This window comes from Allobosea sp. 47.2.35 (genome assembly GCF_024655635.1).
In the GTDB taxonomy this organism is placed as follows: domain Bacteria; phylum Pseudomonadota; class Alphaproteobacteria; order Rhizobiales; family Beijerinckiaceae; genus Allobosea.
On sequence record NZ_JANLGI010000001.1, the window covers coordinates 48,152 to 64,889 of the forward strand.

At 66.5% G+C, this 16,738-nt stretch carries 15 protein-coding genes; 13 read left to right on the forward strand and 2 right to left on the reverse strand.

Features of this window, described 5'->3' with window-relative positions; all coding sequences use genetic code 11:
* The first annotated feature begins 10 nt into the window (after positions 1 to 10).
* Positions 11 to 730: a phosphate signaling complex protein PhoU gene (gene phoU, locus NUV79_RS00250; RefSeq protein ID WP_257731083.1), complete on the forward strand. Its 720-nt coding sequence runs from the start codon at positions 11 to 13 to the stop codon at positions 728 to 730.
* Between the two features lie 13 nt (positions 731 to 743).
* Positions 744 to 1,451 carry a phosphate regulon transcriptional regulator PhoB gene (gene phoB, locus NUV79_RS00255; RefSeq protein WP_047576054.1) on the forward strand — a complete coding sequence of 236 codons (708 nt, stop codon included), beginning with the start codon at positions 744 to 746 and terminating at the stop codon, positions 1,449 to 1,451.
* Positions 1,452 to 1,454: 3 nt separating this feature from the next.
* Here the strand turns inward: phoB and NUV79_RS00260 are convergent, their stop codons facing one another.
* Together NUV79_RS00260 and NUV79_RS00265 are read right to left on the reverse strand one after the other, a co-directional pair.
* Complete coding sequence (locus NUV79_RS00260) at positions 1,455 to 1,841, reverse strand: SpoIIAA family protein (protein ID WP_257731084.1); 387 nt, start codon at positions 1,839 to 1,841, stop codon at positions 1,455 to 1,457.
* A gap of 54 nt (positions 1,842 to 1,895) precedes the next feature.
* Positions 1,896 to 2,822, reverse strand: a complete 927-nt coding sequence (locus tag NUV79_RS00265; RefSeq protein ID WP_257731085.1) for a LysR family transcriptional regulator — start codon at positions 2,820 to 2,822, stop codon at positions 1,896 to 1,898.
* Between the two features lie 94 nt (positions 2,823 to 2,916).
* Here NUV79_RS00265 and argH point away from each other — a divergent pair, with 94 nt between their 5' ends.
* From argH to odhB, 11 genes are all read left to right on the forward strand, one after another.
* On the forward strand, positions 2,917 to 4,332 hold the full coding sequence (argH, locus tag NUV79_RS00270; RefSeq protein ID WP_257731086.1) for an argininosuccinate lyase: 1,416 nt from the start codon (positions 2,917 to 2,919) through the stop codon (positions 4,330 to 4,332).
* A complete protein-coding gene (locus NUV79_RS00275) occupies positions 4,329 to 5,222 on the forward strand; it encodes an amino acid ABC transporter permease (RefSeq protein ID WP_257731087.1) in 894 nt (297 codons plus the stop codon). The genes argH and NUV79_RS00275 overlap by 4 nt, the downstream gene beginning before the upstream one ends.
* Positions 5,219 to 6,013 carry an amino acid ABC transporter ATP-binding protein gene (locus NUV79_RS00280; RefSeq protein WP_308218139.1) on the forward strand — a complete coding sequence of 265 codons (795 nt, stop codon included), beginning with the start codon at positions 5,219 to 5,221 and terminating at the stop codon, positions 6,011 to 6,013. Before NUV79_RS00275 ends, NUV79_RS00280 begins: the two co-directional genes overlap by 4 nt.
* Positions 6,014 to 6,050: 37 nt before the next feature.
* Entirely contained in the window at positions 6,051 to 6,881 is an 831-nt protein-coding gene (locus NUV79_RS00285) for an ABC transporter substrate-binding protein (RefSeq protein WP_257731088.1), read from the forward strand.
* A gap of 160 nt (positions 6,882 to 7,041) precedes the next feature.
* Positions 7,042 to 8,220, forward strand: coding sequence for a cell division protein ZapE (zapE, locus tag NUV79_RS00290; RefSeq protein ID WP_257731089.1), 1,179 nt, complete (start codon positions 7,042 to 7,044; stop codon positions 8,218 to 8,220).
* A 3-nt stretch (positions 8,221 to 8,223) separates the two neighbouring features.
* A complete protein-coding gene (locus NUV79_RS00295) occupies positions 8,224 to 8,823 on the forward strand; it encodes a TetR/AcrR family transcriptional regulator (protein ID WP_257731090.1) in 600 nt (199 codons plus the stop codon).
* 311 nt (positions 8,824 to 9,134) lie between these two features.
* The gene (mdh, locus tag NUV79_RS00300; protein ID WP_257731091.1) at positions 9,135 to 10,097 is read left to right on the forward strand and encodes a malate dehydrogenase; all 963 of its coding nucleotides are present in this window, start codon (positions 9,135 to 9,137) and stop codon (positions 10,095 to 10,097) included.
* 78 nt (positions 10,098 to 10,175) lie between these two features.
* A complete protein-coding gene (gene sucC / locus NUV79_RS00305) occupies positions 10,176 to 11,372 on the forward strand; it encodes an ADP-forming succinate--CoA ligase subunit beta (RefSeq protein WP_257731092.1) in 1,197 nt (398 codons plus the stop codon).
* A 9-nt stretch (positions 11,373 to 11,381) separates the two neighbouring features.
* Positions 11,382 to 12,266: a succinate--CoA ligase subunit alpha gene (gene sucD / locus NUV79_RS00310; protein ID WP_257731093.1), complete on the forward strand. Its 885-nt coding sequence runs from the start codon at positions 11,382 to 11,384 to the stop codon at positions 12,264 to 12,266.
* Between the two features lie 160 nt (positions 12,267 to 12,426).
* Positions 12,427 to 15,384 (forward strand): 2-oxoglutarate dehydrogenase E1 component, encoded by a 2,958-nt coding sequence (locus NUV79_RS00315; protein WP_257731094.1) that lies wholly within the window; start codon positions 12,427 to 12,429, stop codon positions 15,382 to 15,384.
* Between the two features lie 106 nt (positions 15,385 to 15,490).
* Positions 15,491 to 16,723 carry a 2-oxoglutarate dehydrogenase complex dihydrolipoyllysine-residue succinyltransferase gene (odhB, locus tag NUV79_RS00320; RefSeq protein ID WP_257731095.1) on the forward strand — a complete coding sequence of 411 codons (1,233 nt, stop codon included), beginning with the start codon at positions 15,491 to 15,493 and terminating at the stop codon, positions 16,721 to 16,723.
* Positions 16,724 to 16,738: the final 15 nt, after the last annotated feature.

Here is a 16,738-nt window from a genome sequence, read left to right on the forward strand (position 1 = left end):
GGACAACGCCATGACCGATCACATCGTCCGCTCCTACGACGCCGACCTGGAAGGCATCCGCCGCAGCCTCGCCGAAATGGGCGGCATGGCCGAGCGCATGCTGGGCGATTCCACGGTCGCGCTCGTCCGCCGCGACACCGCGCTCGCCCAGAAGATCATCTCGGCCGACCAGCGCCTCGACAATCTCCAGCGCGAGGTCGAGGAGAAGGCCGTGCTCACCATCGCCCGGCGCCAGCCGCTGGCGCAGGATCTGCGCGAGCTGATCTCGGCGATCCGCCTCGCCTCCGATATCGAGCGCGTCGGCGATCTCGCCAAGAACATCGCCAAGCGCGCCGTCGCCATCGCCGGGCAGTTCCAGCCGCCGCATCGCGCGGTCGTCGGCCTCGAGCATATCAGCCGCCTCGTGCAGGCCCAGCTGAAGGACGTGCTCGACGCCTATGCCGCGACCAACGAGCAGAAGGCGCTCGAGGTCTGGAAGCGCGACGACGAGATCGACGCGCTCTACACCTCGCTGTTCCGCGAACTCCTGACCTATATGATGGAAGATCCGCGCAACATCACCTTCTGCACGCATCTCCTGTTCTGCGCCAAGAACATCGAGCGCATCGGCGACCACACCACCAATATCGCCGAGACCATCCATTACCTCGTCACCGGCGATTCCCTCGATGTGAACCGCCCCAAGCTCGACACGACCAATATCGAGGTCGAAGCGGTGACGGGAAACTAAGGTCAAAGCCAACATGGCCGCACGCATCCTGATCGTCGAGGACGAGGAGCCGCTCACCCTGCTGCTGCGCTACAACCTCGAGGCCGAGGGCTTCGAGGTCGACAGCGTCGCGCGCGGGGACGATGCGGAGCTGCACCTGCGCGATCACACGCCCGATCTCGTCCTGCTCGACTGGATGCTGCCGGGCCTGTCCGGCATCGAGCTCTGCCGGCGCCTGCGCTCGCGCCGCGATACCGAGCGCGTGCCGATCATCATGCTGACGGCGCGCGGCGAGGAGACCGAGCGGGTACGCGGGCTTGCGACCGGTGCCGACGACTATGTCGTGAAGCCGTTCTCGCTGCCGGAGTTGATCGCGCGCATCCAGGCGCTGCTGCGCAGGGCCAAGCCCGGCCACGTCGCGGGGCTGCTCGCGGCCGGTGATCTCGAACTTGACCGCACGACGCGGCGCGTCCGCCGGGCGGGCAGCGAACTGCATCTCGGGCCGACCGAGTTCCGCCTGCTGGAATTCCTGATGCAGGCGCCGGGCCGGGTCTATTCGCGCGCGCAGCTCCTCGACGCCGTCTGGGGCCGCGACGTCTATATCGACGAGCGCACGGTCGACGTTCATGTCGGGCGGCTGCGCAAGGCGATCACGCCCGGCGATGCGAAGGACCCGCTGCGGACGGTGCGCGGCGCGGGCTATGCCTTCGACGAGACCTTTGCGCGCGGCGGCGCGGCGTAAGCCTCAGGCGTCGGGGCCGCCTTCGATATCACCGACCCAGGCCAGCGCCTTCTCGTAGTCCTCGGGCTTGAAGGCGCGGACCTTGACGAAGGGAATCGCCGGGTCGAGCAGGTCGATGAAGCCGGCGAGCCAGCCCTTGTTGGTGATCACCGCTTCCTTGGGGAAGCGCTTGAGTTCCCAGAGCTTGCCGATGCTGTAGCGCGCATCCTTCCAGGCGGCGGTCAGCGTCATGTCGGTGAAGTCGGTGAGATCGACGAGCACGCCGATCTTCTCGTGATGGGCGAGCTTCGTGCCGATATCGGCCATGATCGCGTCGACATCCTCTCCGGTTAGCGTCTGCATCAGGCGATAGGCTGCGACATGGTCCGGCGCGGGCAGAATGGTCAGCATGGCTCCTCCTTGCCATCACCAACGCGCGGGGAAAGCGGAGGTTTCGCGACCCAGTCAGGCGGGTTGGGCTGGCGCCCGCGTGGCGGCGTCGAATTGCGCGGCTTCCGATTTCAGCCAGGCGATGAAGGCGTCGAGCCCGGGGCGCGGCGGCTGGTCGAGCGGGCGTGTCAGCCAGCAGCCGATGGCGCTGGTGAAGCCGAGGCCCAGCGGGTTGACCAGTGCACCGGAAGCCAGCTCGTCGGCGACATAGCAGCGCGGCGCCAGCGCGAAGCCGAGGCCTGCGACGGCGGCGCTGGTGATCACCGAATAATAGCCATAGCGCACGGTGTGCTCGGGCACCGCGCCGCGCAGGTCGTGCGCCTCGGTGAACTCGGCCCAGAAGGTCGGCATTTGGTAGTGCTGGAGCAGGGTCGCCTTCTGGATGTCGGCGGCGCGGCGGAAGCCGCCCATGCGCTCGATCAGGCTGGGCGCGGCGACCAGCGCCACATCGCGGCCGAAGAGATAATGCGCCTCCTTGCCGGGCCAGGGCTCGACGCCATGGGCGATCTCGATATCCGGCTCCTCGGTCTCGCTCTCGCTGACATAGTTGGTGAACTGCACGTCGACGCCGGGATGGGCCTCGGCGAAGGCGGGGAAGCGCGCCATCAGCCAGCGCTCTCCGGCGATCGCGACCATATGCAGTCGGATCGGGCGGGCGATGGCGCTGCGTTCGGCCAGCCGCCGCGTGCCGCGCTCCATCTGCTCCAGCGCAGCCTCGGCATAGGGCAGGTAGATCGCGCCAGCCTCGGTGAGCTTGAGGCCGAGCGGGCTGCGGTCGAACAGCACCGTGCCGAGATGATGCTCCAGCGAAAGGATCTGCTTGGAAACCGCGCTCTGGGTCAGATTGACCGACTGGGCGGCGCGCGCGGTCGAGCCCAGCCTTGCGACGGTGGCGAAGGCCCTGAGCGCGGTCGATGACGGAGGGGGCCGGCCGGCCGCCATGGGGTATTCCTTTTTGGACTATCGTGGCGGAGATCGTTTCGTTTGCCGGTCTCTCGGTCAAGAGGCCATTCTTCCCTGAGGGGAGAACGACATCATGAACCAGACGACCCGTCTCTGGGGCGGCCGCTTCCGCAAGCAGCCGGACCCGCGCCTGATGAAGCTGTCGAGTGCGGCCGGCGAGCATGCCCGGCTGGTGCCGCAGGATGTCGCGGGCGGCAAGGCCCATGCGGCCGAGCTTGGGCGCGCCGGCCTGCTGACGGCGCAGGAGCTCGAGACCATTCTGGCCGCGCTCGACGGGATCGCCCGCGATACGGTCGAGGGGCGGATCGCACCGGGGCCGGATGACGAGGACGTCCATACCTTCATCGAACGCATCCTGACCGAGCGCATCGGCCAGACCGGCGCCAAGCTCCGCGCCGGTCGCTCGCGCAACGACCAGGCTGCGAACAATCTCAAGCTCTACCTGCGCGGAAAATCGCGCACGCTTGCCGGGATGCTGGCGGAACTGCTGACCGCGATCGCCGACCAGGCGGAAGAGCATGCGGCCTCGGTCTGCCCGGGCTTTACTCATCTCCAGAGCGCGCAGCCCGTCACCTTCGGCCATTGGCTGATGGCGCATGGCCAGGTGCTGATGCGCGACGCCTCGCGCCTGACCAACTGGGAGAAGCGCTCCGGGCAGTCCCCGCTCGGGGCGGCGGCGCTCGCGGGCTCGGCGATCACGCTGAACCCGGAGCTCAGCGCCAAGGCGCTCGGCTATGACGGGCCGTTCGAGAACTCGGTCGATGCGGTCGGCGCGCGCGACCATGTCGCGGAATTCCTGTTCGTCGCGGCGATGCTGGCGACGAACCTGTCGCGGCTGGCCGAGGAGGTGACGCTGTGGACCTCCCGTCAGTTCGCCTGGGTGACGCTGGACGACGCTTTCGCGACGGGGTCCTCGATCATGCCGCAGAAGAAAAATCCGGATATCGCCGAGATATCACGCGGCCGGGCGGCGCGGCTCGCCGGCGACCTCGTCACCATGCTCGGTGCGCTGAAGGGGCTGCCGCTGTCCTATAATCGCGACCTCGCCGAGGATAAGCGCACGGGTTTCGACGCCGTCGATGTGCTGGAGGAGGTGCTGCCGGCTTTCGCCGGGCTGATCGCCAGCATGAGCGCCGACGCCGCGACGATGCGGGCGCAGGCCGGCTCCGGCTTCGCGCTGGCGACCGAGGTAGCGGATCATCTGGCGCGCAACGGCGTGCCCTTCGCCGAGGCGCACGAGATCACCGGCGCGCTGGTGCGCTATTGCGAGGAAATGGGCCGCGAGCTTGAATCGCTCGATGCGGTCGACCTTCGGGCCGTCGATCCCCGGCTCGATGCCGGCGTGCTCGACCAGCTGACGCTCGATGCCGCGGTCGCCGCGCGCAGCGGCCGTGGCGGCACCGCGCCGGAGCGGGTGCGCGAGCAGATCGCGCGCTTCCGCGGCAAGCTCGCCGATCTCGAAACCTGGAGCCGGGAGGGCGGGCGATGAGCGACGCGACATCTCCGATCAGCAGCCGCGATCTCGCGGCGGTCTCGCAGCTCAGGATCGTGCCGCGGCGCTTCTACGGGCGATGGTTCGCTTCCGCCGTGATCCTCGCGATCCTCGCCTGGATCGTCATGGCCTTCGTCGAGGGTGACATCGCCTGGCCGGTGGTGCGGCAGTTCTTCACCGCGCCGGCGATCATCTCCGGCCTCGGCAACACGCTGATCATGACGGCCTGCGCGATGACGCTCGGCATCGTGCTCGGGGTCGTCTTCGCGATCATGTACATGTCGCCGAACCCGGTGCTGCGCAGCGTGGCGCTGTTCTACATCTGGTTCTTCCGCGGCACGCCGCTGCTCCTCCAGCTGCTGATCTGGTTCAACCTGGCGCTTGTCTTCCCGACCATCGGCATCCCCGGCCTGTTCTCCTGGCGGACGATCGACATCATCGGGCCGTTCATGGCGACGCTGCTCGGCCTCGGCATGAACCAGGGCGCCTATACCGCCGAGGTCGTGCGCGGCGGCATCCTCTCTGTCGATACCGGGCAGACCGAAGCCGCCAAGTCGATCGGCATGACCCGGCTCACGACGCTGCGCCGCATCGTGCTGCCGCAGGCGATGCGCGTCATCATCCCGCCTGTTGGCAACGAGGTGATCAGCATGGTCAAGCTGACCTCTGTCGCCAGCGTGATCCAGTATGCCGAGATCCTGCGCAACGCGCAGACCATCTACTACGCCAATGCGCGCGTCATCGAGTTGCTGATCGTCGCCGCCGGCTGGTACCTGCTCGTGGTCACGATCTTGCAGGTCGGACAGTATTTCCTCGAACGCCATTTCTCGAAGGGGCGGGGAGGGCGGCGCGCCAAGCGCGCGGCGGTGCAGGAGGACGCGGCATGAGCGCGGTCGAGACCCAGGCCAAGGCCGACAGTGCGATCGTCACGATCGCCCATGTCAGCAAGCTCTTCGGCGACCTGAAGGCGCTGAACAACGTCTCGCTCTCGATCGAGCCAGGCACGGTCCAGTGCATCATCGGGCCCTCGGGCTCGGGCAAGTCGACGCTGCTGCGCTGCATCAACCAGCTCGAGAAGATCGACCAGGGCGCGATCCGCGTCGATGGCGAGCTGATCGGCTATCGCCGCGTCGGCGACGAATTGCACGAACTGACCGATGTCGAGATCGCGCGCCAGCGCCTCGTCACCGGCATGGTGTTCCAGCGCTTCATCCTGTTCAACCACATGACGGCGTTGCAGAACATCATCGAAGGGCCGCTCACCGTGCTGAAGCAGCCGCGCAAGCAGATCGTCGCCGAGGCGATGGCGCTGCTGGAGCGCGTCGGCCTTGCCGACAAGCGCGATTCCTATCCGAGCGAATTGTCGGGTGGGCAGCAGCAGCGCGTCGCCATCGCCCGCGCGCTCGCGATGAAGCCCAAGCTCATGCTGTTCGACGAGCCGACCTCAGCGCTCGATCCGGAGCTCGTCGGCGAGGTGCTCAACGTGATGCGCGATCTCGCGGCGAGCGGCATGACCATGATCGTGGTCACCCATGAGCTCGGCTTCGCGCGCGAGGTCGCGGGCGATGTCGTCTTCATGGACAAGGGCGAGATCGTCGAGCAGGGCCCGCCGCAGACCGTGCTCGTCTCGCCCAGCCAGGCGCGCACGCGCGACTTCATCGCCGCCGTCCTGAAGTGACGGTGACGATATTCGTTTCAAAAGAGGGAGAGACCACATGCTTCGTTTGACCATCGCCGCCGCGCTGCTCGCCGGCACCGCGCTCGCCGCGCATGCCCAGGCCTTGCCTGAGCGCGTCAAGACCGCCGGCAAGATCGTGATCGCGACCCAGCCGAACTATCCGCCGATCGCCTTCAAGGATGTCGCGACCAACCAGCTTTCGGGTTTCGATATCGAGCTGGGCGAGGCCATCGCCAAGGAACTCGGCGTCAAGGTCGAGTGGCAGGAGACCGCCTTCGCCCAGATGCTGCCCTCGCTGCAGACCGGCCGCGTCGATGCCGTGATGGCGGGGATGAGCGACCTGCCGGCCCGGCGCGAGACCGCCGACTTCATCGACTACATGGATTCCGGCGCGCAGTTCTACACGGTCACCGCCTTCAAGGACACGATCAAGACCCCTGAGGACCTCTGCGGCAAGAGCGTCGGCGCCAGCCGCTCGACCAACTGGCCCCGCCAGATCGGCGAATGGAGCGAGGCGAACTGCGTCGCCAAGGGCAAGCCGGCGATCAACGTGGTCGGCACCGAGGGCTCGGTCGACGCCCGCACCCAGCTCAAGACGCAGCGCCTGCAGGGCGGCGTCCAGGGCAGCGAGACGATGAGCCATTTCCAGAAGCTGGAGCCGAACACCTATATCCCGCTTGGCAAGCCCTTCACCCATTCGCTGGCCGGCATCCCCTTCGCCAAGACGGCGGAAGGCACGCAGCTGCGTGACGCGGTCAAGGGCGCCCTCGACCGGCTCCAGGCGAACGGCACCTATTACAAGCTGATCGAGAAGTATGGCCTGGCCAACAACGCGATCAAGCCGATCACCATCAACCAGGGCAAGTGAGCCTGGCCTGAGGCCGGCTGAGCCAGCCTCGGCCTTCAGCGCGACAATCCGATCCCGGCCAGGCTTTTGCCTGCGCCGGGATTTTCGTCTCGGGCTTGCCGGGGCGGCTGCGCTGACGTAACCCGGTCAGGTCTCATCCGGATCGCCAGCGCCCGCCGTCATGTCAGCCTCGATCACCGACCGTTATGCCGCCCTGGTCGAGGCGGGCGCCATCGAGCGCGATCCCGCGCAGGTCGCGGTGGTCAAGAAGCTGCAAGCGCTGACCGAAACGCTCGCCGCTCGCCGCCTCGCTCGCAAGGGCAGCGCGCTCGGTTGGCTCTTCGGCAAGAAGCCTGACACGGCAGCGGCCCCGAAGGGACTCTATGTCTGGGGCTCCGTCGGCCGCGGCAAGACCATGCTGATGGACATGTTCTTCGAGGCCGCACCGGTGAAGCGCAAGCGCCGCGTGCATTTCCACGAGTTCCTCGCCGACGTCCATGGCCGCATCAACGCCTACCGGCAGAAGATCAAGAGCGGCGAGGTCAAGGATTCCGACCCGATCGCGCCCGTTGCCGCCGACCTTGCGGACGAGGCCTATCTGCTCTGCTTCGACGAGTTCACCGTCACGGATATCGCCGATGCGATGATCCTCGGCCGGCTGTTTACGGCGCTGTTCGCGGCTGGCGTCGTCGTGGTCGCGACCTCGAATGTCGAGCCGTCGCGGCTCTACGAGGGCGGGCTCAACCGGGCCTTGTTCCTGCCCTTCATCGAATTGCTGCAGACCAAGGTCGAGGTGCTGAAGCTCGATGCGCGCACCGATTTCCGGCTGGAGAAGCTCGGCGGCGCGCCGGTCTATCATGTCCCCGCCGACGAGAAGGCCAAGGCTGCGCTCGATGCCGCCTTCAAGGCCTTGTCGGGCAAGGCGCAGGGGCAGCGCACGGTGCTCAATGTGCAGGGCCACGATCTCGTCCTGCCGCAGGCGGCCGGCAGTGTGGCGCGGGCTGGTTTCGCCGATCTCTGTGCGCAGGCCTATGGCGCGTCCGACTATATCGCCTTGGCGCAGCGCTTCCACACGCTGGTGCTGGACGACATCCCGATCCTCGATTTCGACCGGCGCAACGAGGCCAAGCGCTTCATCATCCTGATCGACACGCTCTACGAGCATCATGTGAAGCTCGTCGCCTCCGCGGCGGCCGAGCCGCATGAGCTCTATCGGGCGAGCAAGGGGCGCGAGGCCTTCGAGTTCGACCGCACCGTCTCCCGCCTGATCGAGATGCGCTCCGAGGAATATCTGGCGATGCCGCATGGCCGGCCGGATTCGGCGGCGAGCGGCGACACCACCGGCCTGGTCGAGACCTGACCGATGCCGCAGCGCGAGCCGAGCGAGACCCGCATCCTCACGGTCGCCGGCGAGCATCTGCGCAAGTTCGGGCTGAAGCGCTTCACCGTCGTCGCCGTGGCGGAAGAGGCGGGCATGACCCATGCCAATGTCTACCGCTACTTCCCGTCCAAGGGCGCGCTGATCGACGCCGTCGTCGATGTCTGGTTGAAGGCGACCGAGCGCCGGCTCGCCGATGTCGCGGACGGACCCGATCCGGCCGACGACAAGCTGGAGCGTCTCATTCTGGCGCTCGCCAAGGCCAATCGCGATCTGTTGACCGAGGAGCCGCATCTCTTTGCCGCGCTCTCCTTGGCTGTCGCCAAGCGACACGCGATCAGCCGGCGCAACCGAACCCGCGTGCGCGCCCTGTTCGAGCGCGTGGTCGACGAGGGCATGGCCACCGGCGTGTTCGAGCCACGCGACCGCGAACGGGCGATCGCCTTCGTCATCGACGCGACCAACCGTTTCATCCATCCGGCCTCGCTGGCGCTGGAGGCGGACGTGCCGCAGGCCTCGGTCGATACGCGGCTCTCGACCCTGATCCGCGTGATCCTGCGGGTGCTCGGCAGCGGGATCGTGTGAATAATCCGGTTACCAATTACAATATCTGTAAATTGTAATTGTCGAGTTTCGTTCTTTATGGAACTGAATGGGATTGCCTCCCTCTTCTAAGCTATTGAAAAATATAAGCCGGCCTCGCGCGGTGTCGCGCGAGGCGCCCGATGCCCGAGAAAAGCCGCTTTTGCGGCGAGGCTTGCGGCAAAAGGCCGGTTTGGGCCAAAGGAACGCACGGTTTGGCCGGGTCCCCGGCCTGTCGCAGCGCCAAGGCATTTTGAATGTCGAAGCCGGCAGTGGCCGGATCGATGGTAGCGCCAGAAACAAAGGACTAGGCAATGGCCCGTAAGAAGATCGCCCTCATCGGCTCCGGCCAGATCGGCGGCACGCTCGCTCACCTCGCCGGCCTCAAGGAACTGGGCGACATCGTCCTGTTCGACATCGCCGAGGGCATTCCGCAGGGCAAGGGCCTCGACATCGCCGAGTCCGCTCCGGTGGACGGCTTCGATGCCGGCTACAAGGGCACGAACTCCTACGAGGACATCAAGGGCGCCGACGTGATCATCGTCACCGCCGGCGTGCCGCGCAAGCCCGGCATGAGCCGCGACGACCTGATCGGCATCAACCTCAAGGTGATGAAGTCGGTCGGCGAGGGCATCAAGCAGTACGCCCCGAAGGCCTTCGTGATCTGCATCACCAACCCGCTCGACGCGATGGTCTGGGCGCTCCAGAAGTTCTCGGGCCTGAAGCCCAACATGATCTGCGGCATGGCCGGCGTGCTGGACAGCGCCCGCTTCCGCCACTTCCTCGCCGAAGAGTTCAACGTTTCGGTCAAGGACGTCTCGGCCTTCGTGCTCGGCGGCCATGGCGACGACATGGTGCCGCTGGTCCGCTATTCGGGCGTTGCCGGCATCCCGCTGCCGGACCTCGTCAAGATGAAGTGGACCACGCAGGAGAAGCTGGACGCCATCGTCGAGCGCACCCGCAAGGGCGGCGGCGAGATCGTCAACCTGCTCAAGACCGGCTCGGCCTTCTACGCTCCGGCCGCTTCCGCGATCGCGATGGCCGAGAGCTATCTCAAGGACCAGAAGCGCGTCCTGCCGGCCGCTGCGGCTCTCAAGGGCCAGTACGGCGTCAAGGACATGTTCGTCGGCGTGCCCGTCGTGATCGGCGCCAAGGGTGTCGAGCGCGTCGTCAAGATCCGCCTCAACGGCGCCGAGAAGGAGATGCTGGCGAAGTCGGTGGCTTCGGTGCAGGGCCTGATCGACGCCTGCAAGAACATCGACTCGTCACTCGCGTGATCTAGAGCGAGGGCGGCGGCGCGGAGACGCGCGGCCGCCCTTTCGTCAATTTTTGTCGCTGTCAGGGAAACCGAGCACATGAACATCCACGAATACCAGGGCAAAGCCATCCTCAAGGAATTCGGCGCGCCCGTTTCGGCCGGTTTCCCGGCACTGACGGTGGCGGAGGCGGTCGAGGCCGCCAAGAAGCTGCCGGGGCCGCTTTACGTCGTGAAGTCGCAGATCCACGCCGGCGGGCGCGGCAAGGGCAAGTTCAAGGAACTGCCGGCCGACGCCAAGGGCGGCGTCCGCCTCGCCAAGTCAGTGGCCGAGGTCGAGGCCCACGCCAAGGAAATGCTCGGCAATACGCTGGTCACGATCCAGACCGGCGAGACCGGCAAGCAGGTCAACCGCCTCTATATCGAGGACGGCTCGGACATCGAGAAGGAGTTCTACCTCTCGGCGCTGGTCGACCGCGAGACCTCGCGCATCGCCTTCGTCGTCTCGACCGAGGGCGGCATGGACATCGAGGCCGTCGCCCATGACACGCCTGAGAAGATCGAGACCTTCTCGGTCGATCCGGCGACCGGCATCATGCCGCATCACGGCCGCGCCATGGCGCGCATCCTCGGATTGCAGGGCGACCTCGCCAAGCAGGCCGGCACCGTGCTCGGCCAGATCTACAACGCGTTCGTGGCCAAGGACATGGACATGCTGGAGATCAACCCGCTGATCGTGACCACCCAGGGCCAGCTCAAGTGCCTGGACGCCAAGGTCTCGTTCGACTCCAACTCGCTCTATCGTCACCCCGAGGTCGTCGCGCTGCGCGACACCACGGAAGAGGACGAGAAGGAGATCGAGGCCTCCAAGTACGACCTCGCCTATATCGCGCTCGACGGCACGATCGGCTGCATGGTCAACGGCGCGGGCCTCGCCATGGCGACGCTCGACATCATCCAGCTCTACGGTGAGAGCCCGGCGAACTTCCTCGACGTCGGCGGCGGCGCTTCCGAAGAGAAGGTGACGGCGGCGTTCAAGATCATCACCGCCGACCCGAAGGTGAAGGGCATCCTCGTCAACATCTTCGGCGGCATCATGAAGTGCGACGTCATTGCGCGCGGCGTCATCGCCGCGGTGAAGGCGGTCGGCCTTCAGGTTCCGCTGGTGGTGCGCCTCGAAGGCACCAATGTCGAGGAAGGCAAGCAGATCATCCGCGACTCCGGTCTCAACGTCATCCCCGCCGACGACCTCGACGACGCCGCGCAGAAGATCGTCGCCGCGATCAAGAAGGCCTGAGGAGCAGACATGTCCATCCTGATCGACAAGAACACCAAGGTCATCTGCCAGGGCTTCACCGGCAAGAACGGGACCTTCCATTCCGAGCAGGCGATCGCCTATGGCACGCAGATGGTCGGCGGCACCTCGCCGGGCAAGGGCGGCTCGCTCCATCTCGGCCTGCCCGTCTTCGACAGCGTGCACGAGGCCAAGGCCAAGACCGGCGCCGATGCTTCGGTCGTCTATGTGCCGCCTCCGGGCGCCGCGGACGCGATCTGCGAGGCGATCGATGCCGAGATCCCGCTGGTGATCTGCATCACCGAGGGCATCCCGGTGCTCGACATGGTCCGCGTCAAGCGTTCGCTGGTCGGCTCCAAGACCCGCCTGATCGGCCCGAACTGCCCCGGCGTCGTCACCGCCGGCCAGTCGAAGATCGGCATCATGCCGGCGAACATCTTCAAGCCGGGCAATGTCGGCATCGTCTCGCGCTCGGGCACGCTGACCTATGAGGCGGTGTTCCAGACCACGAATGAGGGCCTCGGCCAGACCACGGCCGTCGGCATCGGCGGCGACCCGGTCAAGGGCACCGAGTTCATCGACATGCTCGAGATGTTCCTGGCGGACCCGAAGACCGAGTCGATCGTCATGATCGGCGAGATCGGCGGCTCGGCCGAAGAGGACGCGGCGCAGTTCATCAAGGACGAGGCGAAGCGTGGCCGCAAGAAGCCGATGGTCGGTTTCATCGCCGGCCGCACGGCTCCTCCCGGCCGCCGCATGGGCCATGCCGGCGCGATCATCTCGGGCGGCAAGGGCGGCGCCGAGGACAAGATCGCGGCGATGGAAGCGGCCGGCATCCGGGTCTCGCCCTCGCCGGCGCGCCTTGGAAAGACCTTGGTCGAAGTGTTGAAGGGCTGACATCGCGCGAGCGGTGCGGCCGGGGCGATCCCGGCACGCCGCTGGCGGCCTCAGCTTACGAAACGATTAGGTCGGGCCAAGGCCCGGCCGAGCGAATTAAAAGGGATGTCCGGGCAAGGGTTCGGACATGGCTTAAGCGGCGAAGGAAGGCAGGAGCATCATGGCTCGCCAGGACATCAACGAGGCTCTCGCGCAGACCGGCTTCCTCTATGGCGGCAACGCCGCCTATATCGAGGATCTCTATGCCCGCTACGAGGCCGACCCCAAGTCGGTCGACGAGCAGTGGCAGAGCTTCTTCGGCGCGCTGAAGGACGACAAGGAAGCCGTCCTGCAGAACGCCAAGGGCGCGTCCTGGAAGAAGCAGCACTGGCCGGTCGTCGCCAATGGCGAGCTGGTCTCGGCGCTGGACGGCAACTGGGCCGTCGTCGAGAAGGTGATTTCCGACAAGCTCGGCGCCAAGGCCAAGGCCGCCGGCACCGCTCTCTCCGCCGCCGACGTGCAGCAGGCGACCCGCGATTCCGTGCGCGCGATCATGCTGATCCGCGCCTATCGGATGCGCGGCCACCTTCATGCCAAGCTCGACCCGCTGGGCATCGAAAGCCGCAACGACCATGAGGAATTGTCGCCGGCCGCCTTCGGCTTCACCGACGCCGATCTCGACCGCAAGATCTTCATCGACAACGTGCTCGGCATGGAGTTCGCCTCGATCCGCGAGATGGTCGCGGTGCTGCAGCGGACCTATTGCGGCACGGTCGGCATCGAGTTCATGCATATCTCCGACCCCGAGCAGAAGGCCTGGCTGCAGGAGCGCATCGAGGGGCCGGACAAGGAGATCGCCTTCACCAAGGAAGGCAAGAAGGCGATCCTGAACAAGCTGATCGAGGCCGAGGGCTTCGAGAAGTTCCTCGATCTCAAGTTCACCGGCACCAAGCGCTTCGGCCTGGATGGCGGCGAGGCGCTGGTCCCGGCGCTGGAGCAGATCATCAAGCGCGGCGGCGCGCTCGGCGTGCGCGACATCGTCTTCGGCATGGCCCATCGCGGCCGCCTCAACGTGCTGACCCAGGTTCTGGGCAAGCCGCACCGCGCGCTGTTCCACGAGTTCAAGGGCGGCTCCTTCGCGCCTGACGACGTCGAAGGCTCGGGCGACGTGAAGTACCATCTCGGTGCGTCCAGCGACCGCGAGTTCGACGGCAACAACGTCCATATCTCGCTGACCGCGAACCCGTCGCATCTCGAGATCGTCGACCCTGTCGTGCTCGGCAAGGTGCGCGCCAAGCAGGACCAGTTCGGCGACATCGTCGAGCGCTCCAAGGTGCTGCCGCTGCTGATCCATGGCGACGCGGCCTTTGCCGGCCAGGGCGTCGTGGCGGAATGCCTCGGCCTGTCGGGCCTGAAGGGCCATCGCACCGGCGGCTCGCTGCATTTCATCATCAACAACCAGATCGGCTTCACCACCTATCCGCGCTATTCGCGCTCCTCGCCCTATCCGTCCGACGTGGCGAAGATGGTCGAGGCTCCGGTCTTCCATGTGAACGGCGACGATCCGGAAGCGGTGGTCTTCGCCGCCAAGGTCGCGATCGAGTTCCGGCAGAAGTTCCACAAGCCGGTCGTCATCGACATGTTCTGCTATCGCCGCTTCGGCCATAACGAGGGCGACGAGCCGGGCTTCACCCAGCCGCTGATGTACCGCAAGATCCGCGGCCACAAGTCGACGCTGGAGCTCTATGGCGAGAAGCTCGCCGCCGAGGGCGTGATCGAGGCCGGCGAGCTCGACGCGATGCGCGCCGCCTGGAAGGCGAAGCTGGAGGTCGAGTTCGACGCCGGCCAGGCCTTCAAGCCGAACAAGGCGGACTGGCTCGACGGCCGCTGGGCCGGCATGAAGGCGATCCGCGCCGACGAGGACGATCCGCGCCGCGGCGCCACCGGCGTGCCGGCGGAGACGCTCAAGGAGATCACCGAGAAGATCACGGCCGTCCCGGCCGGCTTCAACGTCCACAAGACGATCCAGCGCTTCCTCGACAACCGCAAGAAGGCGGTCGAGAGCGGCGAGGGCATCGACTGGGCGACGGCTGAAGCGTTGGCCTTCGGCTCGCTGCTGCTCGACGGCAACCCGGTGCGCCTCTCCGGCCAGGATTGCGAGCGCGGCACCTTCTCGCAGCGCCATTCTGTGCTGATCGACCAGGAGACCGAAGCCCGCCACACCTCGCTGAACCATATCCGGGAGGACCAGTCGCGCTACGAGGTCATCAACTCGATGCTCTCGGAAGAGGCCGTGCTCGGCTTCGAATACGGCTACACCCTGTCGGAGCCGAACGCGCTGACGATGTGGGAGGCGCAGTTCGGCGACTTCGCCAATGGCGCGCAGGTCGTGTTCGACCAGTTCATCTCCTCGGGCGAGCGCAAGTGGCTGCGCATGTCCGGCCTCGTCTGCCTGCTGCCGCATGGCTACGAGGGCCAGGGTCCGGAGCACTCCTCCGCCCGCTTGGAGCGCTTCCTGCAGATGTGCGCCGAGGACAATATGCAGGTGGCGAACTGCTCGACGCCGGCGAGCTATTTCCACATCCTGCGCCGCCAGCTGAAGCGCGACTTCCGCAAGCCGCTGATCCTGATGACGCCGAAGTCGCTGCTGCGCCACAAGCGCTGCATCTCCGACCTCGCCGATCTCGCCGAGGGCTCGACCTTCCACCGCGTGCTGGCTGACGATGCCGAGCGCGGCAAGTCGACCACCAAGCTGGTCAAGGACTCGAAGATCCGCCGGGTCGTGCTCTGCTCGGGCAAGGTCTATTTCGACCTGCTGGAGGAGCGCGAGAAGCGCGGCGTCGACGATGTCTACCTGATGCGCGTCGAGCAGCTCTATCCGTTCCCGCTGAAGACGCTGGCGCAGGAGCTGGCGCGCTTCAAGGGCGCCGACGTTGTGTGGTGCCAGGAGGAGCCGAAGAACATGGGCTCCTGGACCTTCGTCGAGCCCTATCTGGAATGGGTGCTGGGCCATGCCGGCTCGAAGTCGAAGCGTCCGCGTTATGTCGGCCGCCCGGCCTCGGCCGCGACCGCGACCGGCCTGATGTCCAAGCATCTCGCCCAGCTTAACGCCTTCCTCGACGAGGCCTTCGCGGCCTGACGACTGACCCGGCGGCGCCTATCCGCGCTGCCGGATTCCATTGCCGCATCGGCGCCTCAGCCGGTGCCGAACCTGCCGCCAGAGAACGAGACAACAGAGGCCTGACATGGCGACCGAAATCCGCGTACCCACCCTCGGCGAATCCGTTTCCGAGGCCACCATCGGCAAGTGGTTCAAGAAGCCGGGCGAGGCGGTGAAGGCCGACGAGCCCCTGGTCGAGCTCGAAACCGACAAGGTGACGCTGGAAGTGAACGCGCCGGCCGCCGGCGTGCTCGGCGAGATCGTCGCCAAGGAAGGCGATACCGTCGGCGTCAGCGCCCTGCTCGGCACGATCGCTGAAGGCGGCGCTGCTGCTGCCGCGGCCCCCGCGCCGAAGGCCGAGGCCAAGCCGGCCGCTGCTTCGGCTCCTGCCGCCGAGGCTCCGAAGGCTGTCGCGACCAAAGCCGCCGATTCCGGCCCGGCCGTTTCGCGTCTCGCCGCCGAGAGCGGCGTCGACCCGTCCAAGGTCGCAGCGTCCGGCAAGGATGGCCGCGTGACCAAGGGCGACATGCTTGCCGCGATCGCGACCGGCGGCGCTGCCGCCCCGGCCGCCGCGCCTGCGCCGGTCGCCATCCGCGCCCCGTCGGCGCCGGATGACGGCGCCCGCGAAGAGCGCGTCAAGATGACCAAGCTGCGCCAGACCATCGCGCGCCGCCTCAAGGAAGCCCAGTCCAACGCGGCGATGCTGACGACCTTCAACGAGGTCGACATGTCCGGCGTGATGGCGCTGCGCAACCAGTACAAGGACGTGTTCGAGAAGAAGCACGGCGTGAAGCTCGGCTTCATGGGCTTCTTCGTGAAGGCCTGCGTGCAGGCGCTGAAGGAGATTCCGGCGGTCAATGCCGAGATCGACGGCACTGACATCATCTACAAGAACTACTACCATATCGGCGTCGCTGTCGGCACCGAGAAGGGCTTGGTGGTCCCGGTCGTGCGCGATGCGGATGAGCTTTCGATCGCCGGCGTGGAGAAGAAGATCGGCGAGTTCGGCCGCAAGGCCCGCGACGGCAAGCTCTCGATCGAGGAGATGCAGGGCGGCACCTTCACCATCTCGAACGGCGGCGTCTACGGCTCGCTGATGTCGACCCCAATCCTGAACGCGCCGCAGTCGGCGATCCTGGGCATGCACAAGATCCAGGAGCGTCCGGTCGTCGTGAACGGCAAGATCGAGATCCGCCCGATGATGTATCTCGCGGTCAGCTACGATCACCGCATCATCGACGGCAAGGAAGCCGTGACCTTCCTCGTCCGCATCAAGGAAGGCCTGGAGGACCCGGCGCGCCTCGTGCTCGATCTCTGATCGCGCGGAGCAGGA